Raw genomic sequence first — 25,014 nt, forward strand, 5'->3', positions numbered from 1 at the left:
GCGGATCCAGGGCGTTGCCCGCTGGCCGACCGGCGAACTACGCACGGCCCAGCGTCTGCTCGCCCGCCGCCGCGTAGGCGCGTTCGGTCGCGGCTTTCTCTGGGCGCCACCAGGATTCGTTGTCGCGGTACCACTGGATGGTGGCCGCCAGACCCGCGCGGAAGTCGGCGTAGCGCGGGGTCCAGCCGAGTTCGGTGCGCAGCAGGGTGGCGTCGATCGCGTAGCGCTGGTCGTGGCCGGGGCGATCGGTGACGTGGTCGAAATCGTCGGGATCGCGGTCGAACGCCTCGAGCAGCATCCGCACGACGGTCTTGTTGTCGAGTTCGCCGTTCGCGCCGATCAGATACGTCTGGCCGACGCGGCCGCGGTCGAGGATGTCCCACACCGCGCGGTTGTGGTCGTCGACGTGGATCCAGTCGCGGATCTGATGACCGGCGCCGTAGAGCCGGGGACGCACGCCGTCGATCAGGTTGGTGATCTGGCGCGGGATGAACTTCTCCACGTGCTGGTACGGGCCGTAGTTGTTGCTGCAGTTGGACAGTGTGGCGCGCACACCGAACGAGCGCGCCCAGGCGCGGACCAGCAGATCGCTGGACGCCTTCGTCGCGGAGTACGGGCTCGACGGGTTGTACGGAGTGGTCTCGGTGAACGCGGGTGCGTCGGGGGTGAGATCGCCGTACACCTCGTCGGTGGACACGTGGTGGTAGCGAACGTCGTGCCTGCGAACGGCTTGCAGCAGCGAATAGGTGCCGACGATGTTCGTCTGCACGAAGGGCCACGGTTCGGTGAGCGAGTTGTCGTTGTGCGATTCGGCGGCGAAGTGCACCACCGCGTCGACACCGCTGACCAGCTCGTCGACCAGGTCGAGATCGGCGATGTCGCCGTGCACGAATTCGATGCGATCGGCCACCGGATCGAGCGACGCCTTGTTGCCCGCGTAGGTCAGGGCGTCCAGCACGGTCACCCTCGTCTCGGGCCGCTCGGCCACGGTCTGCTGGACGAAATTCGCACCGATGAATCCGGCGCCGCCGGTTACGAGCAATCGCACCCCACGACCTTACGTCGACCGGGTGGCGACTTCGATGGCGGAGGGCTATGAAAGGCACGAACATTCCGAACCCGGCACTTGTGACCTTCGTCTCACCGCGTTTCGGCAGGAGAATGACGACCGGTTTGGTTCGCCGCCGAAAAGCCTGGTTCTGGGTGCACGTTTCCGGCACCGCACCAACCCATGAGGCCCAATGGTGAACAAAATTTGAATTAACGGTCACAAACGGTTCACCACGCGTTAGCTGGTCTAGATTTCGATCATCTAGTCCCCTCCGAACGCTTCACATCGAGGTTCCAAACAAAATGCTGATGAGGAAATTCGCCGCCACCTCGGCGCTGCTGATCGCCGCGCTCGGCGTGACCGCGGGCACCGTCAACGCGGCCCCCGAGGCTCCGGCCGCCGACGCACCGATCAACTTCACCGCGCAGTCCACCGACACCCAGTCGATCATCACCCTCGACTCGGGCTCGCTCGTCGTCGAGGACAACGCCCTGAAGATCAAGGCCGCCGACGGCAGCGTGGTCGCGGGCACCCCGCTGACCTTCCGCGTCGACGAGTTCGAGTTCCCGATCGCCGCGGACATTTCCGACCGCACCGCGACCCTGACCCCGCAGCTCGACATGAACAAGGCCGTGTACAAGCCGGTCGCGCTGCCCTACGAGGACAAGGCGCCCTGGAAGAGCGAGTACGACCGTGAGCTCGCCGCCTTCAACCGCATGAAGGACACCATCGCCATGGGCGCCACCATCGGCACCCTGGTCGGCGGCCTCGGCGGCGCCGCTGTCGGCTGCGTGCTCGGCGGCATCGTCGGCGCGACCGTCGCCTCGGCAACCATCGTCGGCCTGTTCGGCCCGTTCCTGCCCGCCGCCGCCATCGGCTGCATCGGCGGCATCCTCGCGGTCGGCGCCCTCGGCACCCTGGCGGGTCAGATCTTCATCACCGCCCCGGTGGCCATCGGTGCGGCGATCCAGTACTTCACCACCATCAACCAGCCGTTCGTGCCCCCGGCCAAGTAATTCGAACAGCTTGCCGCACAACTGAATCCGCGCGATAGAGTCGCGAGACAGCAAGCCCCGCCCGGTTTCATCGGGCGGGGCTTTCGCCTGTCGGGGGTTCCGGCCTCCACACCGGCGCCATGGCGCGGCGCACACTCCCCGCAACCTGCTCGCATGCCGGACGCGGCGGCTGTGTTCCGCGCCACTGCGCACTTGACCCGAACAAAAGTTCAGGTTCTAACGTCGAGCCGGAGCCGAGCACAGAACGACTCCGAACAGGGAATTGCCGAAGCGGACCGGTAAAGAGTGAACACAATCTTAACATTACCGATTCATACGGTTAACCAATTGTTTTCGACTGGGGCGCGCAATTCCCGGCACCCCGCGAATAAGGGATACGGACAAATGCTGATGAGGAAATTCGCCGCAACCGCCTGGCTGCTGGTCGCCGTCGTGGCGAGCACCGCGGGCACCGCCGCCGCCGAACCCGAGGGGATGGGCGTCACTGCGAGCGCCGATGGCATCGCGGCGACCGATGGCACCGGCCTCGCCGAGGTGGTGGGGTTCACGGCCACCGCCACCGGCGACACCGCCGTGATCGGCATCGACGCCGGAGCGCTCGTGATCGCCGACGACGTCCTGGAGATCCGAAGCGACGACGGCATCGTCCTCGCGGGCACGCCGCTGAGGTTCCGCGTCGACGACTTCGAGTTCCCCATCGCAGCCGAGATCTCCGGCCGCACCGCGGCCCTCACGCCGCAGCTCGCCCTCGACAAGGCGCGCTACCGGCCCGTGGCCCTCCCGTTCGAGGACAAGGCCCCGTGGAAGAACGAATACGATCGCGAGCAGGCCGCGTGGTCGCGGATGACCAGCACGATCGGCCTGGGCGTGAGCATGGGGGCGCTGCTCGGCGGACTCGGCGGCGCGGCCGTCGGCTGCGTCCTCGGCGGCATCGCGGGCGCGACCGTGGCGGCGGCCACCATCGCCGGACTGTTCGGGCCGTTCCTGCCCGCGGCCGCGGTCGGCTGCCTCGGCGGCATCGCCGCGATCGGCGCACTCGGCGCGGTCGCGGGTCAGCTGTTCGTGACGGCTCCCGTCGCCATCGCGGCGGTCGCCCAGTACTTCACCACGATCAACGCGCCGTTCCCGGCGAAGTGAGCCGGTCGCGCAGGAAGCGGCGCGCGCCGACGGTCGCGTAACCGCCGGTCAGGGCGACCAGCGCGGCGGCGACACCGCGGTGGATGTCGCCGCGGACCACGTGTGCCGTTCCGCTCGCGGTGTCGAGGATGTCGACCATGAGCGCGAGGCGCTGCCAGCGCGGGCGGTCGGCGGGCGCGGCGGTCAGGTATCCGAGGCCGAGCGCGAGCGCGCGGGCGCCGAAGATCCTGGTCATGTAGCCGAGTTCGGGAGTCGGGCGGGTCAGCGCCAGGCGCGCCGCCGTGCGCGGCGCGGCCAGCGCGGTCGCGCCGAGCGCGATGCGACCGTAGGCGAGCGCCGAAAGAGCCCGGTCGAGTGTCGTCGGGGTCGTCTCTGTAGCCACCATGGCCTCAGCCTGCCGAAACGCGACACCGGAGTCGATTACGTCCGAGGTAAGCGCGACAGCATCCCGCCCCGGGCGCGGGCCCGGGGCGGGACAAGACTCGTCCGGCCGACCGTGATCAGGCCGTCCGAGCCTGCTCCAACTGCTCGAACCTGGTGCGCGCGAAACGCGCCACCCGGCCGAGCGCCGCCCGGGATTCGGGCAGGTTCGGCGCGATGCTCATGAACGCGTGCACCTGTCCGCGCCACAGCTCCACCGCGTGCGGCACGCCCGCGGCGGTGAGCCGTCGCGCCATCAGCTCGCAGTCGTAGCGCAGCACCTCGTCCTCTGCGGCGATCATCAGCACCGGCGGCAGGCCGGAGAGCGCGCCGTTCACCGGCGAGAGCAGCGGATCGAGCGCGCCGTCGATCTCCGCGCCGAGTTTCACGACGGCTTCCAGCGCCGACAGCGGGATGTACGGGTCCCGCGCGACGTTGACGTACTCGCGCTTGGCGGCGTAGTCCAGGTCGAGCAGCGGGCTCAGCCCGACCAGCCCCGCGGGCACCGGAAGTCCGGCCTGCACCGCGCGCAGCGCGGTCGCGAAGGTCAGGTAGCCGCCCGCCGAATCACCGGCGAAGACGATCCGGGCCGGATCGGCGCCGTGCCGCAGCAGCCAGCGGTAGGCGGTGAGGCAGTCCTCGACCGACTCGCCGATGCTGCCGACGGGCAACTGGCGATAGTCGACATTGACCACCGGAAGACCGATGCGCCTGGCCAGGCTGGCCGCGACCGGCCGGTGCGTCTCCAGCCCGCACACCGCGAAGCCGCCGCCGTGCATGTACAGCACCGCGCCGTGCCGCAGCGCCCGTGCCGCGCCGGACGGGCGCACGATCTCCATCCGGAATCCACCGAGGGTGACCTGCTCGCGTTCGATGCCGCGCGGTGCGGGGCGCAATCGGGCAAGCCCGTCGATGGCGAAGGCGCCGACGGGAATGGTGGCCCGGGTGATCGGGGCCATCCGCAGCATCGGCCGCACCACGCCGCGGCAGGTCGCCAGCAGCAGCCGCGCCGCGGCGCTCGGGCCGTCCGGATTCATCACGATGGCGGAGCCGTCGACCGTGGTCGCTGTCATCGCGCACCTACCTCACACTGGCGCGCCGAACCGACCGAGACGGAACCGAGCCCGGATGCGGGCGTGGCCACGGGCGAGAGTCGACGCTGACATCTCACGCTGCGGCCATTCGCGACGTTCCCGGGGCCCTGCGTGGTCACGCAAGCTACCGCCTCCGCGCCCGTCGCTCACGTCGCAGCGCTTTTCAGAAGACCACGCGAAAGTGATCTATGCAACAGCAATCGCCCGCCGCGCCGGGCGGCGAAACGTTCGTGATGAATTCGTGCACGAGTCGGAACCTCCTCGAATCCGAGAGCGGTCGAACTGGCAGACTCCAGGGCATGCGCGGAATCATCTTGGCGGGCGGCACCGGTTCGAGGCTGCACCCGATCACGCGCGGGGTGAGCAAGCAGCTGGTCCCGGTCTACGACAAACCGATGGTCTACTACCCGCTGTCCACGCTGATGCTCGCGGGCATCAAGGACATCCTGGTGATCACCACGCCAGAGGACGCCGAGGCCTTCGCCAGGCTGCTCGGCGACGGTTCCCAGTTCGGCATATCGATCAGCTATGTCGTGCAGCCCGAACCGGACGGTCTCGCGCGCGCCTTCGTGCTCGGCGCCGACCACATCGGCGGCGAGTGCGCGGCGCTCGTGCTCGGCGACAACATCTTCCACGGCCCCGGCCTCGGCACCAGCCTGAACCGGTTCTCGGGGATCGACGGCGGCGCGGTGTTCGCCTACTGGGTCTCGGATCCGACGGCCTACGGCGTCGTCGAATTCACCGAAGGCCGCGCGGTGTCGATCGAGGAGAAGCCGAAGGTCCCGCGTTCCAACTACGCCATCCCCGGGCTGTACTTCTACGACAACGACGTGGTGGAGATCGCCCGCGGCCTGCGGCCTTCCGCGCGCGGCGAATACGAGATCACCGACATCAACCGCGCCTACCTGGAACAGGAACGGCTGCGCGTCGACGTGCTCGCCCGCGGCACCGCCTGGCTCGACACCGGCACCTTCGACTCGCTGCTCGACGCCGCCAACTACGTGCGCACCATCGAGGAACGGCAGGGACTGAAGATCGGCGTTCCCGAGGAAGTCGCCTGGCGGATGGGGTATATCGACGACGAGCAGTTGCGCGCTCGCGCCGAGCCGCTCGTCCGTTCCGGCTACGGCGCCTACCTGCTCGATCTGCTGGAACGCGGACGGGATTGGTGAGCATGGAGATTCGCGAACTCGCGGTGCCCGGCGCCTGGGTGATCACGCCGCGCCGGTTCGAGGACGAACGCGGCACCTTCGTCGAATCGTTCAAGGCCTCCGAGTTCGAGAAGGCGACGGGACGTCCGTTCGAGCTGCACCAGGTGAACTGCTCTGTCTCGGCGGCGGGCGTGCTGCGCGGCATCCACTACACCGAAGACCCGCCCGGCCAGGCCAAATACGTGACGTGCGTGCGCGGCGCGTTCCTGGACGTGGTCGTCGATCTGCGGCCGGGCTCGCCGACCTACGGTCGCTGGGACAGCGTCCTGCTCGACGACGTCGACCGGCGCTCGGTCTTCCTGTCCGAGGGGCTCGGGCACGCCATCCTCTCGCTGGAGGACGAGTCCACGGTCACCTATCTGTGCTCCATCGAGTACACCCCCGAATTCGACAGGGACCTGGATGCTTTCGATCCGCGGCTGGCGATCGAGTGGCCGAAGGTCGGCCGCGACGGCACACCGCTGACCTACCTGCGCTCGCCCAAGGACGCCGCCGCGCCGCCGTTCTCCTGAATCCTGGTACATAGCCGGAAGCCACGTCCGGCGGCAGTGGGCCGCTGGACGTGGCTTCCGATTTTTCGCCGGCCGCTGCGGATCAGCCGACGAGCTCGAGTTCCGGTTCGGCGGCAGCCTGGGGCCGCTTGCCGCGCTTCGGCACGAAGGCCAGCAGGGCGACCAGCGCGCCGACGATGGCGACACCGCCCGCGAATGCCAAACCGGGACGGTAGGTGTCGAGCATGTCCGCGGGCGAGGCGCTGTGCCCGCCGGAGGAGATGATCGCGGTGGTCACCGCGAGCACGATGGCCGCGCCGACCTGCATGGAGGTCTGCAGAACGCCCGCGGCCAGACCCTGCTCCTCGTCATCGATGCCGTTGGTGGCCTGGATGTTGATGGCGGGGAAGCCGATCCAGCCGATGCCGATCAGCAGCACCGCGGGCAGGATCACCGTCAGGTAGGACGGGTCGGTGTCCAGCCGCAGGAACAGCAGGTAGCCGACGGCCATCACGACCATGGTCACGGCGATGATCGGGCCGGTGCCGAAGCGGTCGACCAGCTTGTCGGAGAACACCGCCGAGAGCGCGACGAGCAGACCGACCGGCAGCAGGGCCATAGCCAGCTTCAACGGCGACCAGCCGAGGGTGTCCTGCATGTACAGGGTCACGATGAACTGCCAGCTGAAGTACGACCCCGCGACCGCCACGATGGCGAGGCTGGCGCGGACCAGCGACGATTTGCGCAGGATGCCGAGGCGGACCAGCGGGTGCGCGACCCGCCGCTCGACGGCGAGGAAGGCCGCGAACAACGCGATCACCGCGACGAACGAAACGATGGTGCGCGCCGAACCCCAACCCACCTCGGGAGCGGTGACCACCGTGTAGACCAGCAGCAGCATGGCGGCGGTGGAGAACACGGCGCCGAGGATGTCGTGGCCGCCCTCTTCGGCGGGCTTGTCCTTGGGCACCAGCACCCACGCCGCGGCCAGCGCGGCCACCGCGATCGGCACCGGGAGCAGGAAGGTCCAGCGCCAGCCGACGCCGGTCATCAGCCCGCCGAACAGCAGGCCGGAGGAGTAACCGCCCGCGCCGAACACGGTGTAGATGGACAGCGCCTTGTTGCGGGCGGGGCCCTCGGCGAAGTTGGTGGTGATGATCGACAGACCGGTCGGCGCGGTGAACGCGGCGGCGAGGCCCTTGATGAAACGGGTCAGGATCAGCAGCGGACCGGAGCTGACCAGGGCGCCGGCGAGCGAGGCGAGGGCGAAGACCGCCAGCGCGATGAGGAAGACCTTGCGCCGCCCGAGCAGATCGGCGGTGCGTCCGCCGAGCAGCAGCAGGCCGCCGTAACCGAGCACGTAGCCGCTGACCAGCCACTGCAGGGTCGAGGTGGACAGATCGAGTTCGGCGCCGATGGACGGCAGCGCGACACCGATCATCGAAACGTCGAGGCCGTCGAGGAACAACACGATGCAGAGAGTGATCAGCATGCCCCAGAGCCGTGCGGACCATCTGGTCGGATCGGTCGCCGTCGCGGCGGCGGCCGAAAGCGTTGCCGGTGAAGTCATGCGGAGGACATTACATGCACACGCATTAAATGCCAACACATTAAATGCCGTTGCATGGATTGGCGCGGACCACTAAGATGGGGCCATGTCGAAGCCGACCACAGACACCGCTCGGCGCAGCGTCGCGCCCACCGAGCTGGTTGGCGAATGGCGCGAACTGCTCGATCGGCACGCCGCCGTCAGCTGTGCCTTGGAGAAAGCCCTGCAGGGCAAGCACAAGATGGGCCTCAGCGAGTTCGAGACGCTGGACCGGCTGGTCGACGCCGCCTGCGGCAAGTACCGAATGAGCGACCTGGCCAACGACATCTATCTCAGCCAGAGCGCGCTCTCGCGCGCGGTGGCGCGCCTGGAACGCGACGGGCTCGTCGAGCGCAGCATGTGCTCCGACGATCGGCGCGCGATCTTCGTCTGCATGACGGAGAAGGGCAAGCAGGCCTACGACGAGGCGCTACCCACCCACCGCGAGATTCTGGGCCGCACCTGGCGGTAACTCAGGCGATCGCCGCGCGTGCGTCGTCGAGCACCTGGCGCGCGTCGACCGCGACCGACTTGATGTCGGCGAAAGCCTTCCGGTACCGGTCGATTTCGTTGTCCTTGTCCAGGTAGACCGGGCCGGTGAAGGCCTCGACGTAGACCACCGGCGGCTCGGGCGCCTCGCCCATGCGCCCCTCGGGAAATTCGAGCATCACGAACCGGCCCGACTCCATCCCGGCGTGATACCCGGACTCCGGCGGCACGGTCTTGATCCGTACGTTGGGCAGGTCGCACATGCTCCGCAGATGCTCGAGCTGGCCCGCCGTCACATCTGCGCCACCGACGCGCCGCCACAGCACCGCCTCGCTGATCACGGCCTCGAGCTGCACCGGCGATTCGCCTCGAGTCACCAAAGCCTGCCTGGCCAGGCGAAACTGGACGCGGCGCTCGATCTCGGCGGGCGGCGCGTCCGGCCGCGCCGCGCTCAGCAGCGCCCTCGCGTACTCCTCGGTCTGCAAAAGACCTGGCACCAGCTCGTTTTCGTAGGTGGACAGCTGGCGCGCCGCCTCCTCGAGACCGATGTAGATCTCGAAACCCTCGCCGAGCACATCGCTGTAGGCGGTCCACCAGCCCCTGGCCTTGGTCTCCTTGGCCAGCGCGGTGAGCGGGCCGACGAGATCGCCGGGGGCGCCGTAGATCTTGCACATCGCCTCGACATCCAGGCTGCGCAGGGAGGTCTGGCCGGTCTCGATCCGCCAGATCTTGGCCTCCGACCACTCCAGCTGCTGCGCGGCCATCCTGGTGGTCATCCTGGCGCGGTTACGCAGGTCGCGCAGGTGTCGGCCGAGTTGCCGACGCGGCATGGTCGATCCGGTTGTTGCCTGCGGTAAAGCCATGCTTTCCCCCTCGCGCCATGCGCCGACGAGACACGGCGAAACCTCCCGTGTCACCCGAAATCGACGCTCCCTACCCAGTGCCCGGAGCCATCCCGGACGCTCGAACAGCATTGTTTCACAGCAAAACTGACATAGTGCAGGATTGCTGTCACAGGCAGGTCGATGTCGCAAGAGAGACAATCAGGTTCGGCAGGGTCACCACGTGGAAACTCTGTCTGGTTGCCTACTTGCGGGTACCGCGCTTGCGGAAGCGCCAGAACTGCACCGCGCGCACGTCCTCCGAGAGCTGGTTCACCGGCTCGGCGACATCCGAAAGCGCTTGGAACAGATCGTCGGCCAGCTCGCTGATGTGCTCCACTCGTGTCGCCAATCGCGAAGCGTTGACCAGGAACTCCAGCATCAGGCGCACGGCGGCGGCGATCGAGAGGCCGAGCGGCACCGCGACCAGGCCGGCGAGCACGCCGAGCACCGCCGAGATCTGCCACATCCACACCGTGATCGCGATCGGCAGGGCGATGGCGAAGATCAGGCCGAGCATGTAGGCCAGCGGCAGCAGCGTGGTGGTCGCGGTGCGGTGGAACTGCACATCGACCAAGGCGCGCGCGGTCTCCGCGCTCCACTGCCGGAAGGCGCGCGGGCTGCGGAACGGCTCGGCGGGCTCCTCGTCGCGCTGCTGCGCCCGGAAGCGCTTGGCGGCCGACTCTTTCCAAGTGATCCAACGAGATTCGGTCTCGTACTCCTCGGGGTCGAGCTCCGCGGGAGTGGTCGGTTCGTCGGTCATGTCGCGAATCTTCCCCGCATTCCGCTCCCTGAACCAGCCCCCAGGAACCACACAGCTCGGTCTCAGCGGCGCGACAGGGAGGTGGCCGAAAGTTGGCCCGTGGCAGCGACCCGAACGACCCCGACCGAACCTCCGCCGAATGAGACCTAGTCCACAGTTCGAGAAACTTTGCCGAATCGCGTAACGCCGGGGCCACCGCCCCTCGATACGAACCATGAACGCAGGACCCAGATCTATCGGGGAATGGAGAAAACAGTGCGCACCTCGTTTCCGACTTCCGTCTCCGCGGCCGACATGGACGCCGCGGCGCAGGACTACATCCAGCGCGGGTGGACGGTCGCCGAAACGGCCAACGGGATCTGCCTGATCACCGATGACGAGATTTCCGGCATCGAGGTCAGCGGAGAGCTGGCCGGTGCGGTCCGCCGCTTCCTGCGCGCCAACAACCTGTCCGGGCCGGTGATCGAGTACCCCGGCGCCGACCGTCGCGAGATCCACCTCGTCACCGGCCTGCGCAAGGCCGCGATGGCGCTGGAGGCGCTGCGCGAGGCGGGCGCCATCGTGTACACCGACGGCGCGGGCATCCCGCTGCCGCCGAGCAAGCTCTCGGCCGGTTCGGCTTGCTGGGGCGTCGCTCCGCACGAGGCCCGCTGGGTCCCGCCGGTGGTCGCGATCAGCGCCGCGGTCCGTTCGGCGGGCATCCGTCGCCGGGCTCAGCTGACCAGCGTCGCCTGCTGACCCGCTCCCCGAGGTAGGGGACGGCCCGCACTACCGACCCTGAACGACCGGCATCCGCCCGACGGATGCCGGTCGTCCTCATTTCCACCGCCGCCTCGCGGCTATGCGACATTTACCAAAAATGTCGCAAATTAGCCTTCCCTTCCGGACGGCCACCGGGTCAAGATGGGGTATGGCCCCGATCACAGAGCTCTCCCGCAACCTGTTGCGCACCTGCCCGCTGTGCGAAGCGGTATGCGGGCTGGAGATCACCCTCGACCGCGACGATCACGTCACCTCGATCCGCGGCGACAAGCAGGACCCCTTCAGCAAAGGCTTCATCTGTCCCAAAGGCGCCAGCCTCGGACACCTCGACGAGGACCCGGACCGCGTCACCGAACCGCTGATCCGCGACCGGGCGACCGGCGAACGGCGCACCGCGACCTGGGACGAGGCATTCGATTACATCGCCGAGCGCTTTCCGCCGATCGTCGCCGAGCACGGGAACCAGGCGGCCGCACTCTATTTGGGCAACCCGAACGCGCACACCGTGGCGGGCGCGCTGTACCTGCCGGTGCTGATCCGCGCGCTCGGCACCAAGAATCTGTTCTCCGCCAGCACCGCCGATCAGATGCCCAAGCAGGTGGCCAGCGGACTGATGTTCGGTGATCCGCTCACCGTGCCGGTGCCGGACCTGGACCGCACCGACTATCTGCTGATGCTCGGAGCCAATCCGCTCGAATCCAACGGATCGCTGTGCACCGCGCCCGATTTCCCAGGTCGCCTGAAGGCGCTGCGCCGCCGCGGCGGGAAGTTCGTCGTGGTGGACCCGCGGCTGACGCGCACCGCGAAGCTGGCCGACGAGCACCTTTTCGTCCGGCCGGGCACCGACGCGTACCTGTTGTTCGGCATCGTGCACACGCTCTTCGCCGAGGGACTGACCGACGTGCGGGTCGAGGTGGCCGGCTTGGACGAAGTGCGCGCGGCAGCCGCCGATTTCACGCCGGACGTCGTCGCGGCGCGCACGGGGGTGCCCGCCGAGACCGTCGTCCGCATCGCCCGAGAGCTGGCCGCCGCACCGACCGCGGCGGTCTACGCCAGGATCGGCACCTGCACCGCCGAATTCGGCACCCTCACCCAGTGGCTCGTCGACGTGCTCAACGTGCTCACCGGCAATCTGGACTCCCCCGGCGGCGCCATGTTCGCCACCGCCGCGGCGGGCGGCATCACCCGCACCAAACCGTTCCGCACCGGGCGCTGGACCAGCCGGGTGCGCGGGCTGCCCGAGTCCATGGGCGAACTTCCGGTGGCCACGCTCGCCGACGAGATCCGCACGCCGGGTGAGGGTCAGGTACGCGCCATGGTGACGGTCGCGGGCAATCCGGTGCTCTCCGCGCCGAGCGGGGCACGCCTGGACGAGGCGTTCGCCGGGCTGGAGTTCATGGTGAGCGTTGACCGCTACGTCAACGAGACGACCAAGCACGCCGATGTCATCCTGCCGCCGCCGCGCCCGCTCCAGTCCCCGCATTACGATTTCGCGCTGCTCCAATTCGCGGTCCGCAACTACGCGCGCTACTCGCGACCGCTGGTGCCGCTCGGCGACCGCCCGTCGGAGGCCGGGGTGCTCGCCCGGCTCGGCGCCGCGCTCACCGGCAAGCCGCACAACGGAACCGGGGACAGCGATCCGCTGACCATGGTGGACGAACTGATCATCGCCGGCATGCTGCACAAAGCGGGCATTCCGGAGCGTCGGCCGGAACTGCACGGGGAGACCAGCACCGAGCAGCGCCTCGATCTGATGCTGCGGCTCGGTCCCTACGGCGAATGGAACGGCGGCACGCTGAATCTGCGCGTGCTGCTGGACAATCCGCACGGCATCGATCTCGGGCCACTGCGGCCTCGGCTGCCGGAGGCGCTGCGCACCGCTTCGAAGCGGGTCGAGCTCGCGCCCGCACCGCTGCTCGCCGACGTGGCGCGGCTGCGCGCCAAACTGGCCGAGGACGCACCGGATTTCGTGCTGATCGGGCGGCGGCACCTGCGCTCCAACAACAGCTGGATGCACAACGTCGCGAGTCTGGTGAGCGGTACCAACCGGTGCACGTTGCAGATTCACCCCGACGACGTGAGCAGACTCGGACTCGGCGACCAGGCCGTGGTGAAGTCCGCGGCGGGCACGTTGACCGTGCCGCTCGAGCCGACCGAGGCGATCATGCCCGGCGTGGTGAGCCTGCCGCACGGCTGGGGCCACGACGGCAGCGCCCAGACGGTGGCCAAGGCCAACGCCGGGGTGAATGCCAATGCGCTGACCGATGATTCGGTGGTCGACGTGCCTTCGGGGAACGCGGTGTTCAACGGCGTGCCGGTGACGCTGACGCCCGCGTGAAATCGCACGCCGCGCCTGTCGCGGCGCCGACCGGCCGGAAACGATTCCGGCCGGTCGGAATTCAGCAAACTTGTGGAAAGCCTTGCGCTAACTTCACATCGAGTGCATCCTCGATGTCGGTTTCGCAGATTTGCCATGCCCGATCCCATTAAAATGGACAGGATTTCGGTCAAGTCGCGGTTCAGCGTCGAGTCGCGCGGTACCCGGATTCCGGCGACCAGAGGGGGCGCGATGCCCGGTACACGATGTGGCAGCGACGGCGAGCACGAACTACAGGAAAGATACGGTACACAGGGCAGAGCCGACCGATTCTACGCAGATCAGGTGGTCGATCGACTCAACGAGACGATGATCGAATTCATCGGCAGGATGGACATGGCGTTCATCGCCACCGCCGACAAACACGGTGAATGCGACACCAGCTTCCGCGCCGGCCCGCCCGGATTTCTGCACGTGCTGGACGACCGTACGGTCGCTTATCCGGAGTACCGCGGCAACGGCGTGATGGCCAGTCTCGGCAATATTCTGGAGAACCCGCACGTAGGCATCCTGCTAATGGATTTCGTGCGCGATCTCATCGGCCTGCACATCAACGGGTCGGCCCGCATCGTGGAGGACGAGACGCTGCGGCGCAGCGTGCCCGGCCTACCTTCGAACGTCAAGGGAAGGACCGCGGAACTCTGGGTCGTGGTCGACGTCGAGGAGGCATACATCCACTGCCGCAAACACATTCCGCACCTGGTGCCCGCGGAACGCGAGCAGCGGGACTGGGGCACCGACAACATACGGGCCAAGGGGGGCGACTACTTCGGTGTGAAAGCCCAGGCGCGCGCGGAACTCGCGGACCTACCGGACTCGGCGCCCGCGCTCGTCAGATGAGCGGAACTCTCGCGTTCGCCGTGCGCGGCTGGTGACGAGCTACGTCCGGCAGGCAAGCGGAACCCTTCCCATTCGTTCGGCCGTGCGCGGCCGGTGACGGACCGCGTCTTCGGACGGCGCCTCAGTGGATCTTGAAGATCACCAGCCGCTGCACGACGAAGTTGATGACGGTCGCGGTGCCCTGCGCGACGACGAACGCCAGCGGCACCCGCCACCACTGCTCGCCGATCGCGTAGTACAGCACCTGGTTGATGCCGACCTGCACGGCGAAGGTCGTGGCGTACAGCGCGACGACGGCGGCGAAGCGGGCGCGGCTCGGCGGCGCCTGGAACGTCCACCTGCGGTTGATCAGGTACGCCGTGGTGGTGCCCGCGATGAAGCCGATGGACTTGGCGAGCCAGACCGGCAGGCCCAGCGCGTACAGCAGGACGTACAGCCCGAAGTCCACGATCGCCGACAGGCCGCCGGTCACGGTGAACCGGATGATCTGCGTCTTCAGGTCGACATCGGTACCGGCGGGCTCGTCGACCAGCGGCAGTTCGGCCGGGAGCGGCAGGTGGGGTTCGGCTTGCACGCGCACGAGCGTAACGGGCGCGGCCGGACCTCGTCCGTCGTCTGCCCGCGCAGGGCGCGAACGCTGGAGAGACTCATCCCAGTGAGCGCCGGCGGACGAACTCCGCCCTCAGTCCGCGCACGGCCGGAGCGCAGGCGGAGGTGCTCCCATACTGACGAGTACGGTGAGATCGACCCCTCTCGCCGTCATGCCTGTAGCCTCTATGCCGATGTCCACGAAAGCTTCGACCGCCACCACGACGAACGGTGTCAGCGGGACCGCAGGTAGCACCGACAACGGCGCTGCGAGCGCCGACAGCTTCGCGCTGCCGACCCGGACCCTGGCGCTGACCGGGTGGGGTCGCACCGCGCCAACCTCCGCCGAAGTGCTCTCGACCAGCGATCCGGAAGTGATCGCCAAGGCCGTCGCCATGGTCGCCGAGGACAACGACGGCAAGCCCGCCCATCTACGCCGCGGCGTGATCGCCCGCGGGCTAGGCCGTTCCTACGGCGACAACGCCCAGAACGCGGGCGGCCTCGTCGTCGACATGACCGCGCTGAACAAGATCCACCGCATCGACCGCGACACCCGCCTGGTCGACGTGGACGCGGGCGTGAACCTCGACCAGCTGATGAAGGCCGCGCTGCCGTTCGGCCTGTGGGTCCCGGTGCTGCCCGGCACCAGGCAGGTCACCATCGGCGGCGCGATCGGCTCCGATATCCACGGCAAGAACCATCACAGCGCGGGCAGCTTCGGCAACCACGTGCGTTCGATGGAGCTGCTCACCGCCGACGGCACCGTGCAGCACATCACGCCGAAGAAGAACGCCAAGCTGTTCTGGGCCACCATCGGCGGCTGCGGTCTGACCGGCATCATCCTGCGCGCCACCATCGAGATGACGCCGACGGAGACCGCGTACTTCATCGCCGACGGTGATGTGACGCCGACGCTGGACGACACCATCGCCTTCCACAGCGACGGCTCCGAGGACCGCTACGAGTACAGCTCCGCGTGGTTCGACGCGATCAGCCCCGAACCCAAGCTGGGCCGGGCCGCGATCTCGCGCGGCAACCTGGCCAAGCTGGATCAGCTGCCGAAGAAGTTGCAGAAGGATCCGCTGCGGTTCAACGGCAAGACGTTCTTCACGCTGCCGGACGTGTTCCCGAACGGGCTGGCCAACAAGTACACCTTCACCCCGATCGGCGAGCTCTGGTACCGCAAGTCGGGCACCTACCGCGGCAAGGTGCAGAACCTGACGCAGTTCTATCACCCGCTCGACATGCTGGGTGAATGGAACCGCGGCTACGGCTCCAACGGCTTCCTGCAGTACCAGTTCGTGGTGCCGCCGGAGTCGGTGGACGAGTTCAAGCGGATCATCATCGATATCCAGCGGTCCGGGTTCTACTCGTTCCTCAATGTTTTCAAGCTCTTCGGCCCGGGTAACCAAGCGCCGCTGAGCTTCCCGATGCCCGGCTGGAACATCTGCGTCGACTTCCCGATCTCGGCGGGCCTCAACGAGTTCGTCACCGATCTGGACCGCCGGGTGCTCGAATTCGGCGGGCGGCTCTACACCGGCAAGGACTCGCGCACCACCGCCGAGACCTTCCACCAGATGTACCCGCGGATCGACGAGTGGATCAAGGTCCGCCGAAGTGTTGATCCCACAGGCGTTTTCATGTCCGATATGGCGAGAAGGCTGGAGCTTCAGTGATCAATGCCGTAGGCAACCCGCAGACCATCCTGCTGCTGGGCGGTACCTCGGAGATCGGGCTCGCGATCTGTGCCGAGTACCTGAAGAAGGGGCCGGCGCGGATCGTCCTCGCGACCCTGCCCAACGATCCGCTGCGCGAGGGCGCGGTGGCTCAGATGGAGGCCGCGGGCGCGAGCAAGGTCGAGGTCGTCGACTTCGACGCGCTCGACACCGACTCGCACCCGAAGGTGATCGACGCGGCCTGGTCCGGCGGTGACGTGGACGTCGCCATCGTGGCCTTCGGCTTGCTCGGCGACGCCGAACAACTGTGGCAGGACCAGCGCAAGGCCGTGCAGATCGCCGGAATCAACTACACCGCGGCGGTTTCCGTCGGCGTGCTGGTCGGCGAGAAGATGAAGGCGCAGGGTTACGGGCGCATCATCGCCATGTCCTCGGTGGCCGGTGAGCGGGTGCGCCGCTCCAACTTCGTCTACGGCTCGACCAAGGCCGGCCTGGACGGCTTCTACCTCGGCCTCGGCGAGGCGCTGCGCCCCTTCGGCCCCCGCGTCCTCGTCATCCGCCCCGGCCAGGTGCGCACCAAGACGACCCTGGACCACTGGAAGGCCACCGGCGCCAAGGAAGCCCCGTTCACCGTCGACAAGGAAGAAGTGGCGGCACTCGCCGTAGCGGCCTCCCAAAAGGGCAAGGAGCTCATCTGGGCCCCCGGCCCCGTCCGCTACCTCATGTCCATCATCCGCCACATCCCCCGCCCCATCTTCCGCAAACTCCCCCTCTGAGTTTCGGATCGCGCCCGGTCTTCGAGGCGCGCTGAGCTTGTTCCATCGAGCCGCGTTCGTCACCGCCCCGAGGCGCGGTACGGGCGCGGCTCGACGCTTGTCGGGCCGCGGTGACCTCCGCTGGATACCATCGTCGCGGTCCCGCGCCCGCGGAGCAGACCGTGCGCGGCGGGCATTCGGAAGACGAACGGAGTGATTCGTTGAGCGCCACCACACAACCGCAGACCGCGCCGAGCCGGGAGGGCAGCCGTATCGCGGCGCTGGCCCGGCAGGTTGGGGCCGGGGTGGGGGAAGGGGTGGTTGCGGCGGGGATGGCCGGGGTGGTGGCTGCCGTGGGGTTGTTCGCGTTTTCGTTGGTGGAGTGGCCTGCGTTCAATTCGTCGAATGTGACGCGGGCGTTGACGACGGTGGGGCAGGTGGGGGCGGCGGTGCTCGTTGTCGCCGCGGTGTGGTTGTTGCGGGTGCGGCGGTGGCCGTGGGTGGCGAAAGTGCTTTCGTGGGTGGGGATCTCGGCGTTCGTCACGGTGACGCTCGGGATGCCGTTGGCGGCGACGAAGCTGTACCTGTTCGGCGTTTCGGTGGATCAGGAGTTTCGGACCGAGTATCTGACGCGGCTCACCGACAGTGCGGCGCTGCGGGATATGACGTACGCGGATGTGCCGCCGTTCTATCCGGCGGGGTGGTTCTGGGTCGGCGGGCGCGTGGCGAATGTGCTCGGCATGGACGGCTGGGAGGCGTTCAAGCCGTACGCGATCGGGTCGCTGGCCGTGGCGGCCGTGCTCGCGCTGGTGCTGTGGACGCGACTGATTCGCGCCGACTGGGCCGTCGCGGTGACGGCGGCGACCACCGCGGTCACGGTGACGTACGCGTCGCCCGAGGCGTACAGCGCGGTGATCGTCGTGCTGTTGCCGCCCGCGTTGGTGCTGGCCTGGGGTGCGCTCTATCGGCCGGTCGAGGACGCGGCACGCGCCACCGCCGTCCGCGCGGACGGCACGAACCCGCCGAACGGACCTGGGGCGGTCGGTGCCGATCAGGTCGAGACGGATGATCGAGCCGCAACCGCGACGGCACCAGCCGCCCCGGTCACTCGCGCACCCCGGACCGCGGGAGGCTGGGGAGCGGTCGTCGGCGCGGGTCTGTTCCTCGGCGTCGCCGCCACGTTCTACACCCTGCACTTCCTGGTGGCCGCTTTCGCGATCGCGCTGATGGGTCTCGTCGCCGCGGTCGCCGAGGTGTACCAGCGGCGGGCCGCGCAACACCCCAGGGCCGCACGCCGCGCGGCGACCTCGCCGACCGCCGTTCCGTCCGGACCGGCGTGGCGGGCCGCCGTGCCGCCGCTGGTGCGTCTCGCGGCGATCGCGGTGATCTCCGGTCTGGTCGCGTCGGTGGTCTGGCTGCCGTATCTGCTGGAGTCGCTCACGACGACAACCCCCAGCTCCGGCACCGCCCTGCACTATCTCCCCGAGTCGGGCGCGGAACTCCCCCTGCCGATGACCGAGTTCACCCTGCTCGGCGGCCTGTGCCTGATCGGAACCGTGTGGCTGGTGGTGCGCGCGGGCTCCTCCCGGCGGGCGCAGGCGCTCGGCATCGGCGTGGTCGCGATCTACCTGTGGAGCCTGCTGTCCATGCTGGCGACTGCGGCCGGGACCACGCTGCTGTCGTTCCGGCTGGAGGCGCCGCTGCTCGTGCTGCTCGCGGCGGCGGGCGCGTTCGGTTTCGTCGAGGGGGCGCGGGCCGCGTACCAGGCGTTCAACGAACCCGCGCGGTTCCGGGTCGCCGTTGTCGCGCTCGCGATCGTCGGCGCGCTCGCGTTCGTCCAGGACATCCCGCACGTGCTGACCCCGGAGATCACCACCGCCTACACCGACACCGACGGCGACGGCAACCGCGCCGACAAGCGCCCGCCCTCGGCGGTCTCCTACTACGACGAGATCGACGCGGCGCTGCTCGCGCAGACCGGCCGCCCGCGCGACGAGTCGGTCGTCCTGACCGCCGACACCAGCTTCCTCTCCTTCTATCCGTACTGGGGTTTCCAGGCCCTCACCTCGCACTACGCGAACCCGCTCGCCCATTTCGCCGGCCGGGCGGCGACCATCAAGGACTGGAGCAAACTGGATTCGCCCGCGAAGCTGCTGGAGGCGATGGACAAGAGCCCGTGGCGCGCGCCGGACGCCTTCCTGTTCCGCCGCGGCGGCGACGCCTACACGTTGCGCCTGGCCGAGGACGTCTACCCGAACGACCCGAACGTCAAGCGCTACTCGGTGAGCTTCCCGAAGGAACTGTTCGAGGACCCGGCCTTCACCACCACCGATATCGGCCCCTTCACGCTGATCACCGTCCGGCGCTGATCGCCCAGCGAATAAAACAAGCAGGTCACAGGCTCGGCGGCCAGACAAATGTGTCGAGGCGGCGACTTCTGGGCAACCGAACTCTTGTTGCCAGGTTCCGCCCGGGCTCGGTGAGCGTGCGCTCCCGGCCTCCGGCGATACGTTGGCGGCTGATTTCCGGCAGGGCAGAGGGAGAGTTCGCGCGTGCTTTTGGACAGCGCCGATCGGGATACGACACAGCGATCGGCGGGAGGTAGCGCGGCCGCCAGGCCGGGCCTGCTCGAGCGCCCCGCGATCGCGCGACTGCGTGCCAACCGGGCGGATCTGCTGGCCGGCCTCGGCTATCTCGTCCTGGCCACCGCCGTGCTCTCCGGTCAATGGCGCGACACCGACAGCGGCTACCTGATCAAGAGCGGTCAGGACCAGACCATGTGGGAGTGGTTCTTCGCGGTGACCGCGCATTCGGTCGCACAGCTGGAGAGCCCGCTGGGGACGAACCTGCAGAATTTCCCGGCCGGGGTGAACATGATGGCCAACACGGCCATGTTCGGCGTCGGCGTCCCGCTCACGCCGGTCACCCTGCTCTTCGGTCCGACGGTCACGTTCGTGCTCGCGCTCACCCTCGGCTTAGCCACGACGGCCTACGCCTGGTACTGGCTGTTCGCGCGCGAACTGGTGAGCTCGCGCGCGGCCGCGGCGATCGGCGGCCTGTTCTGCGGGTTCGCCCCCGCGATGATCTCGCACGCCAACGCGCACCCGAACTTCGTCGCGCTGGCGCTGCTGCCGATCATCGCCGGACTGCTCATACGGTTAGCGCGCGCGGTCACCGATGCCGCGCCGCGCAACCGGATCAGGGACGCGATCGTGCTCGCCTTGCTCGTCGCCGCGCAGATCGCGCTCGGCGAGGAGCCGCTGCTGATCTTCGCCCTCGCGTTCGGGCTGTTCGTGGTCGTGTACCACCTGCACGAGCCCCGGCAAGGCGCGCGCGTGCTGCGTGCGCTCGCCCCGACGGTCGCCGCGGCCGCGGGACTCACCCTGCTGCTCACGGCGGTCCCGCTGTGGTGGCAGTTCTTCGGTCCGCAGAGCTATCGCTCGATCGACCACGGTCCGATGGGCAACGATCTGAAGACCCTGGTGCAGTTCCCGTCCGAATCCCTCGGCGGCGCGTGGGCTCCCGGCCAGTACGTGGCGATCAACGAGACCGAACAGAACGCCTACTTCGGCTGGCCGCTGCTGCTGGTGCTGACCGCCACCGTGGCGCTGCTCTGGCGCGATCGGGTGGTGCGCGCGGCGGCCGTGGTGATCGCGGTGTTCGGCGTGCTCTCGCTCGGCTCCGTTGCCACCGTCGGCAAGCGCCCGACCGGCGTCGAATTGCCGTGGGCGCTGGCCGAGCGGGTCCCGCTGCTGAATTCGGTGCTGGAGACCCGGCTGACGATGGCCGCCGTGCCCGCGATCGCCGCGGTGTTCGCGCTGGCCTCCGATCGCGCCGTCGCGTCCTGGAAACAGTCGGCGGCGGACTGGAAGCCGCTGGCCTGGTTCACGGCGCTGACCTTCGCGCTGGTGCCGCTGACGCCGACCGTCCTGCCCGTGACCGAACGCGCGCCCGCGCCGCGCTTCTTCACCGACGGGGCGGTGCGGCAGTACGTGGACGACGGCTCGGTCGTCGTGATCCCGCCCCCGCGTCCGCCCGACGCGCGAGCGCTGCGCTGGCAGGCCGACGCGAACTTCGTATTCCCGCTCGCCGACGGCTATTTCGTCGGACCGACCGGAGCCGAGAAGAAGGGCAGCTACGGACCCGAGGCCCGGCGGACCGCCATGCTCCTGGTGAAAGCGCAGGACACCGGGGCCGTGCCGCCGATCGGCGCCGAGGAGCGGGCCGCGGCGCTGGCGGATCTGCGGTACTGGCGGGCCGACGTGCTCGTGCTACCGACCGCGAAGAATTCCGACGTGCTCGCCAGCGCCGTCACCCAGCTGCTGGGCTTCGCCCCGGCGCGCGTCGACGACGTGTGGATCTGGGACGTCCGCGCGCTGGACTGAACCGGAGCGGATGCGGAGGTACGCCGAATAGGCGCAGCCGGACGAAGTCCGTCCGAAACCCGCGCACGGCCGGAGCGAATGCGGAGGTACGCCTAGCATGAACGATCGTGCGACCGGACCGATCTACTCGAGCGTTCACCCGATACCGCCTGATCGCCCTCGTCTCCGGACTTCTCGGATTCGTGCTGGCCCTGCTCACGCCGCTGTTGCCGGTGGAGCAGGACCGGGCGACGCTGGACTGGCCCCAGCCGGGCGCCACCGACGTCGAGGCGCCGCTGGTGTCGTATGTGCCGATGCGGCTGGAGGCCACGCTGCCGTGCTCGACGCTCCAGTCCGGCGCCGCCACGCTGCTGTCCACCATCCCGGCCGCCTCCGGCCAGGCCAACAGCAAGGGCCTGGTGGTCTCGATCGCGGACGGCACGCTCTCGGTGCTGCAACGCGACATTCCGCTGCTGTCCGCGCCGGTGGCCGAGATCGGGGCGTGCGGCGGGATCGAGATCGTCTCGACCGCGGCCGCGACCACGGTCGAGTTCACCGGCGTACGACGCGAAGACGGCACCGCCTTCCGCAACACGATCGACCGTGACATCCGCCCGCAGGTGGTCGGCGTGTTCACCGATCTGACCGCCGAACAGCTCGGCGGCGCGAAGCTGCGCGCCGACATCGACTCCCGGTTCTCCTCCACACCGAGCGCACTGAAACTGGCCGCCATGATCGCGGCCGCGGTCTGCACGATCATCGCGCTCGTCGCACTGCACCTGCTCGACACCGGCGACGGCAGGCGAGCGCGCCGCTTCCTGCCCGCGCACTGGTGGCGCTTCTCCCCCGCCGACGCCGTGGTACTCGGCGCGCTGGCGGCCTGGCACGTCATCGGCGCGAACACCTCCGACGACGGCTACATCCTCAATATGGCTCGCGCCTCGGAGCATTCGGGCTACATGGCCAACTACTACCGTTGGTTCGCGGTGCCGGAGGCCCCGTTCGGCTGGTCCTACGAGGTGCTGGCCTGGATGACCAAGATTTCCGACGCCAGCCCGTGGATGCGCCTGCCGACGCTGCTCGCCGGGATCGTGTCCTGGCTGGTGATCAGCCGAGAGGTGCTGCCGCGCCTGGGCGCTCGGGTGCGCCGCGACCGGGTCGCGCTGTGGACGGCGGGACTGGTCTTCCTCGCCTTCTGGCTCCCCTACGACAACGGACTGCGCCCGGAACCGCTGATCGCCGCGGGCGCGCTGCTCACCTGGTGCTCCATCGAGCGCGCCATCGCCACCGGCAGGCTGCTGCCCGCCGCCGTCGCCGTGCTCATCGCGGCCTTCTCGCTCGCGGCCGGTCCGACCGGCCTGATCTGCGTCGCCGCGCTGATCGCCGGATCGCGGCCGGTGCTCGAGATCATCGTGAAGCGGGCGCGCGGCTCCGCGACGGACTCGTTCGGCGCCAAGGTCTTCCGCTACTCGGCGCTGGTGTTTCCGGGGCTCGCGGCCGGAACCCTCGTGCTGATCGCGGTTTTCGCCGATCAGACGCTGTCGACGGTCATGGAGGCGACCCGCGTGCGCACCGTCGTCGGCCCGAACGTGGCCTGGTTCGACGAGCGAACCCGCTGGGACTCGCTGCTCATGCTCGCGCCGGACGGCTCGCTGTCCCGGCGTTTCGGCGTGCTGCTCATGCTGCTGTGCCTGCTGGTCTGCGTGCTCCAAGTGCTGCGCAAGGGCCGCATACCCGGCACCTCGCGCGGTCCTTCGGTGCGCATCCTCGGCATCGTGTTCGCCTCGCTGTTCCTGATGATGTTCACGCCGACCAAGTGGACTCACCACTTCGGCGTCTACGCGGGCCTGGCCGGATCGCTCGCGGCGCTGGCCGCCGTCGCGGTGGGAACCGCGGCGATTCGCTCCGCCCGCAACCGTGCGCTGTTCGCCGCCGCCGTGCTGTTCCTGCTCGCGATCACCTTCACCGGCTCCAACGGCTGGTGGTACGTCTCCAGCTACGGCGTGCCGTGGTGGGACAAGGCGCCGCTGGTGGCGGGCAAGGGCATCTCGACGCTGTTCCTCGGTCTGACCGGCGTCGCGCTGCTGCTCGCGCTCTGGTTCCACTACCGCGAGCCCTACCGGCGCGAAAGGACCAAGCCCGCCAACGGTTTCGACCGGCTGGCGTCCGCGCCGCTGACCATCGCCGCCGCGCTGCTCGTGCTGTTCGAGTTCGCCTCGCTCGCCAAGGCCGCGGCGACCCAGTACCCGGCGTACTCGATCGCCAAGTCGAATGTCGAATCCCTGCGCGGCAATCCGTGCGCGCTGGCCGACGAGGTGCTCGTCGAGACCGACACCGCCGACTCGCTGCTGCTGCCCTACGAGGGTGCGCCCGCCGACGGCCTGAACGCCGAGTCGAAGGGCTTCTCCCCCAACGGCGTCGCGAGCGACCTGACCGCCGACGCGGAGGAGACGACCACGGGCGGCGCGAACACGGTGAACAAGGACTCGAAGAACAAGACCACCAACACCACCGGCGCGGGCACCGGCGGCGGTTCGACCGAGCAGGCGGGCATCAACGGCAGCACCGTGGCGCTGCCGTTCGGCCTCGACCCCGCGCGCACCCCGGTCATGGGTTCCTACGAAGAGGGCGAGCAGAAGCAGTCGTCGCTGACCTCGCAGTGGTACCGCCTCGAGCTCACCGACAGCATGCGCCAGGACCCCGCCTACCGGGTGCTCGCCATCACCGCGGCGGGCCGGATCAGGTCGGTGGACGCCGACGGCGTGGTCACCTACGGCCAGGACCTGCACCTGGAGTACGGCACCCGCGGCACCGACGGCGCGGTGACCACGCTGGGCTCGGTGAACCCGCTCGACATCGGCGGGGCACCGTCCTGGCGCAATCTGCGGGTGCCGCTCGATCGGCTGCCCGTCGAGGCGAACGCGGTGCGCCTGGTCGCGGTGGACAACGACATCACCGCGCGGCAGTGGCTCGCCGTCACCCCGCCGCGCCTGCCGCGCCTCGCGACGCTGAATTCGGTTGTCGGAGAAACGGACCCGGTGCTGCTGGACTGGCACGTCGGGTTGGCGTTCCCGTGCCAGCGGCCGTTCGACCACCACGACGGCGTCGCCGAGGCGCCGAAGTGGCGAATCCTGCCAGACCGGGTCGGCTCCGACGCCTCCAACGCCTGGCAGGACGACATCGGCGGCGGCCCGCTCGGCTGGACCGGACTGCTGCTGAAGGCCGAGACCGTGCCGAGCTATCTCGACCACGACTGGGCACGCGATTGGGGTTCGCTGGAACAGTTCACGCCGTATGATCCCGAGGCGCGGCCCGCGTCGATCGAGGTCACCACCGTGACGCGCGGCGGCATCGCGCAGGACGACCCGATTCGGGTGAAGTAAAGCGTTCCTCCGCCTTCGTCCCAGCTGCCGATCCGCCGGGACGACGGCGAGTTCGACGCCGAACGGGTCGCCGGTCGCGTACCGGCGGGGAGGCTGGACGGTCGGTTTCGAACCGCCGTCCGGCGGCG

20 protein-coding genes are annotated in these 25,014 nt (G+C 68.8%); 13 read left to right on the forward strand and 7 right to left on the reverse strand.

Annotated features, from left to right (window positions below; genetic code table 11):
• Positions 1 to 37: 37 nt before the first annotated feature.
• Positions 38 to 1,048, reverse strand: a complete 1,011-nt coding sequence (gene rfbB, locus FB390_RS04980; protein ID WP_141807886.1) for a dTDP-glucose 4,6-dehydratase — start codon at positions 1,046 to 1,048, stop codon at positions 38 to 40.
• Positions 1,049 to 1,353: 305 nt separating this feature from the next.
• Between rfbB and FB390_RS04985 the strand changes: the two genes are divergently transcribed.
• Together FB390_RS04985 and FB390_RS04990 are read left to right on the forward strand one after the other, a co-directional pair.
• On the forward strand, positions 1,354 to 2,067 hold the full coding sequence (locus FB390_RS04985) for a DUF8020 domain-containing protein (RefSeq protein WP_141807887.1): 714 nt from the start codon (positions 1,354 to 1,356) through the stop codon (positions 2,065 to 2,067).
• A 384-nt stretch (positions 2,068 to 2,451) separates the two neighbouring features.
• Complete coding sequence (locus FB390_RS04990; protein WP_141807888.1) at positions 2,452 to 3,204, forward strand: DUF8020 domain-containing protein; 753 nt, start codon at positions 2,452 to 2,454, stop codon at positions 3,202 to 3,204.
• On the opposite strand, the gene FB390_RS04995 is transcribed toward FB390_RS04990, so the two are convergent.
• Both FB390_RS04995 and FB390_RS05000 read right to left on the reverse strand, forming a co-directional pair.
• Positions 3,179 to 3,589, reverse strand: a complete 411-nt coding sequence (locus tag FB390_RS04995) for a hypothetical protein (RefSeq protein ID WP_141807889.1) — start codon at positions 3,587 to 3,589, stop codon at positions 3,179 to 3,181. The two genes, FB390_RS04990 and FB390_RS04995, sit on opposite strands and share 26 nt — an antisense overlap.
• Before the next feature lie 115 nt (positions 3,590 to 3,704).
• Positions 3,705 to 4,697 carry an alpha/beta hydrolase gene (locus tag FB390_RS05000; protein ID WP_141807890.1) on the reverse strand — a complete coding sequence of 331 codons (993 nt, stop codon included), beginning with the start codon at positions 4,695 to 4,697 and terminating at the stop codon, positions 3,705 to 3,707.
• A gap of 320 nt (positions 4,698 to 5,017) precedes the next feature.
• On the opposite strand from FB390_RS05000, the gene rfbA reads away from it, so the two are divergent.
• Entirely contained in the window at positions 5,018 to 5,890 is an 873-nt protein-coding gene (gene rfbA, locus FB390_RS05005) for a glucose-1-phosphate thymidylyltransferase RfbA (RefSeq protein WP_141807891.1), read from the forward strand.
• Between the two features lie 2 nt (positions 5,891 to 5,892).
• Positions 5,893 to 6,441 (forward strand): dTDP-4-dehydrorhamnose 3,5-epimerase family protein, encoded by a 549-nt coding sequence (locus FB390_RS05010; RefSeq protein WP_067786654.1) that lies wholly within the window; start codon positions 5,893 to 5,895, stop codon positions 6,439 to 6,441.
• Positions 6,442 to 6,523: 82 nt separating this feature from the next.
• Here the strand turns inward: FB390_RS05010 and FB390_RS05015 are convergent, their stop codons facing one another.
• On the reverse strand, positions 6,524 to 7,990 hold the full coding sequence (locus FB390_RS05015) for an MFS transporter (RefSeq protein WP_141807892.1): 1,467 nt from the start codon (positions 7,988 to 7,990) through the stop codon (positions 6,524 to 6,526).
• Positions 7,991 to 8,075: 85 nt separating this feature from the next.
• Here FB390_RS05015 and FB390_RS05020 point away from each other — a divergent pair, with 85 nt between their 5' ends.
• Positions 8,076 to 8,480 carry a MarR family winged helix-turn-helix transcriptional regulator gene (locus FB390_RS05020; RefSeq protein ID WP_141807893.1) on the forward strand — a complete coding sequence of 135 codons (405 nt, stop codon included), beginning with the start codon at positions 8,076 to 8,078 and terminating at the stop codon, positions 8,478 to 8,480.
• A gap of 1 nt (position 8,481) precedes the next feature.
• Here FB390_RS05020 and FB390_RS05025 read toward each other — a convergent pair whose 3' ends face one another.
• On the reverse strand, positions 8,482 to 9,360 hold the full coding sequence (locus tag FB390_RS05025) for a helix-turn-helix domain-containing protein (RefSeq protein ID WP_141807894.1): 879 nt from the start codon (positions 9,358 to 9,360) through the stop codon (positions 8,482 to 8,484).
• A 223-nt stretch (positions 9,361 to 9,583) separates the two neighbouring features.
• Positions 9,584 to 10,141, reverse strand: a complete 558-nt coding sequence (locus FB390_RS05030; RefSeq protein WP_141807895.1) for a DUF4282 domain-containing protein — start codon at positions 10,139 to 10,141, stop codon at positions 9,584 to 9,586.
• Positions 10,142 to 10,396: 255 nt separating this feature from the next.
• On the opposite strand from FB390_RS05030, the gene FB390_RS05035 reads away from it, so the two are divergent.
• The 3 genes from FB390_RS05035 to FB390_RS05045 all read left to right on the forward strand — a co-directional run bounded on the left by FB390_RS05035 (position 10,397) and on the right by FB390_RS05045 (position 14,120).
• Positions 10,397 to 10,879 (forward strand): hypothetical protein, encoded by a 483-nt coding sequence (locus FB390_RS05035; protein ID WP_141807896.1) that lies wholly within the window; start codon positions 10,397 to 10,399, stop codon positions 10,877 to 10,879.
• 172 nt (positions 10,880 to 11,051) lie between these two features.
• Entirely contained in the window at positions 11,052 to 13,241 is a 2,190-nt protein-coding gene (locus FB390_RS05040; protein ID WP_141807897.1) for a molybdopterin oxidoreductase family protein, read from the forward strand.
• A gap of 231 nt (positions 13,242 to 13,472) precedes the next feature.
• On the forward strand, positions 13,473 to 14,120 hold the full coding sequence (locus FB390_RS05045) for a pyridoxamine 5'-phosphate oxidase family protein (protein ID WP_141811556.1): 648 nt from the start codon (positions 13,473 to 13,475) through the stop codon (positions 14,118 to 14,120).
• A gap of 121 nt (positions 14,121 to 14,241) precedes the next feature.
• On the opposite strand, the gene FB390_RS05050 is transcribed toward FB390_RS05045, so the two are convergent.
• A complete protein-coding gene (locus FB390_RS05050) occupies positions 14,242 to 14,700 on the reverse strand; it encodes a GtrA family protein (protein ID WP_141807898.1) in 459 nt (152 codons plus the stop codon).
• A 196-nt stretch (positions 14,701 to 14,896) separates the two neighbouring features.
• Here FB390_RS05050 and dprE1 point away from each other — a divergent pair, with 196 nt between their 5' ends.
• The 5 genes from dprE1 to FB390_RS05075 all read left to right on the forward strand — a co-directional run bounded on the left by dprE1 (position 14,897) and on the right by FB390_RS05075 (position 24,886).
• Positions 14,897 to 16,384, forward strand: coding sequence for a decaprenylphosphoryl-beta-D-ribose oxidase (gene dprE1, locus FB390_RS05055; protein ID WP_246124235.1), 1,488 nt, complete (start codon positions 14,897 to 14,899; stop codon positions 16,382 to 16,384).
• Positions 16,381 to 17,160 (forward strand): decaprenylphospho-beta-D-erythro-pentofuranosid-2-ulose 2-reductase, encoded by a 780-nt coding sequence (dprE2, locus tag FB390_RS05060; protein ID WP_141807899.1) that lies wholly within the window; start codon positions 16,381 to 16,383, stop codon positions 17,158 to 17,160. The genes dprE1 and dprE2 overlap by 4 nt, the downstream gene beginning before the upstream one ends.
• A 311-nt stretch (positions 17,161 to 17,471) precedes the next feature.
• On the forward strand, positions 17,472 to 19,508 hold the full coding sequence (locus FB390_RS05065; RefSeq protein ID WP_185757211.1) for an arabinofuranosyltransferase: 2,037 nt from the start codon (positions 17,472 to 17,474) through the stop codon (positions 19,506 to 19,508).
• 183 nt (positions 19,509 to 19,691) lie between these two features.
• Positions 19,692 to 21,524 carry a glycosyl transferase gene (locus tag FB390_RS05070; RefSeq protein ID WP_246123860.1) on the forward strand — a complete coding sequence of 611 codons (1,833 nt, stop codon included), beginning with the start codon at positions 19,692 to 19,694 and terminating at the stop codon, positions 21,522 to 21,524.
• 107 nt (positions 21,525 to 21,631) lie between these two features.
• Positions 21,632 to 24,886, forward strand: coding sequence for an arabinosyltransferase domain-containing protein (locus FB390_RS05075; RefSeq protein WP_141807900.1), 3,255 nt, complete (start codon positions 21,632 to 21,634; stop codon positions 24,884 to 24,886).
• Positions 24,887 to 25,014: the final 128 nt, after the last annotated feature.

The sequence above is a fragment of the Nocardia bhagyanarayanae genome (genome assembly GCF_006716565.1).
Classification (GTDB): Bacteria; Actinomycetota; Actinomycetes; order Mycobacteriales; family Mycobacteriaceae; genus Nocardia; species Nocardia bhagyanarayanae.

Excerpts from the sequence above, each read along its gene's own strand:
- FB390_RS04985 (WP_141807887.1), top strand. The coding sequence starts at position 1,354 with ATGCTGATGAGGAAATTCGCCGCCACCTCGGCGCTGCTGATCGCCGCG.
- FB390_RS04990 (WP_141807888.1), top strand. The coding sequence starts at position 2,452 with ATGCTGATGAGGAAATTCGCCGCAACCGCCTGGCTGCTGGTCGCCGTC.
- FB390_RS04995 (WP_141807889.1), bottom strand. The coding sequence starts at position 3,589 with ATGGTGGCTACAGAGACGACCCCGACGACACTCGACCGGGCTCTTTCG.
- FB390_RS05000 (WP_141807890.1), bottom strand. The coding sequence starts at position 4,697 with ATGACAGCGACCACGGTCGACGGCTCCGCCATCGTGATGAATCCGGAC.
- rfbA (WP_141807891.1), top strand. The coding sequence starts at position 5,018 with ATGCGCGGAATCATCTTGGCGGGCGGCACCGGTTCGAGGCTGCACCCG.
- FB390_RS05010 (WP_067786654.1), top strand. The coding sequence starts at position 5,893 with ATGGAGATTCGCGAACTCGCGGTGCCCGGCGCCTGGGTGATCACGCCG.
- FB390_RS05015 (WP_141807892.1), bottom strand. The coding sequence starts at position 7,990 with ATGACTTCACCGGCAACGCTTTCGGCCGCCGCCGCGACGGCGACCGAT.
- FB390_RS05020 (WP_141807893.1), top strand. The coding sequence starts at position 8,076 with ATGTCGAAGCCGACCACAGACACCGCTCGGCGCAGCGTCGCGCCCACC.
- FB390_RS05025 (WP_141807894.1), bottom strand. The coding sequence starts at position 9,360 with ATGGCTTTACCGCAGGCAACAACCGGATCGACCATGCCGCGTCGGCAA.
- FB390_RS05030 (WP_141807895.1), bottom strand. The coding sequence starts at position 10,141 with ATGACCGACGAACCGACCACTCCCGCGGAGCTCGACCCCGAGGAGTAC.
- FB390_RS05040 (WP_141807897.1), top strand. The coding sequence starts at position 11,052 with ATGGCCCCGATCACAGAGCTCTCCCGCAACCTGTTGCGCACCTGCCCG.
- FB390_RS05045 (WP_141811556.1), top strand. The coding sequence starts at position 13,473 with ATGCCCGGTACACGATGTGGCAGCGACGGCGAGCACGAACTACAGGAA.
- dprE1 (WP_246124235.1), top strand. The coding sequence starts at position 14,897 with ATGCCGATGTCCACGAAAGCTTCGACCGCCACCACGACGAACGGTGTC.
- FB390_RS05065 (WP_185757211.1), top strand. The coding sequence starts at position 17,472 with ATGGCCGGGGTGGTGGCTGCCGTGGGGTTGTTCGCGTTTTCGTTGGTG.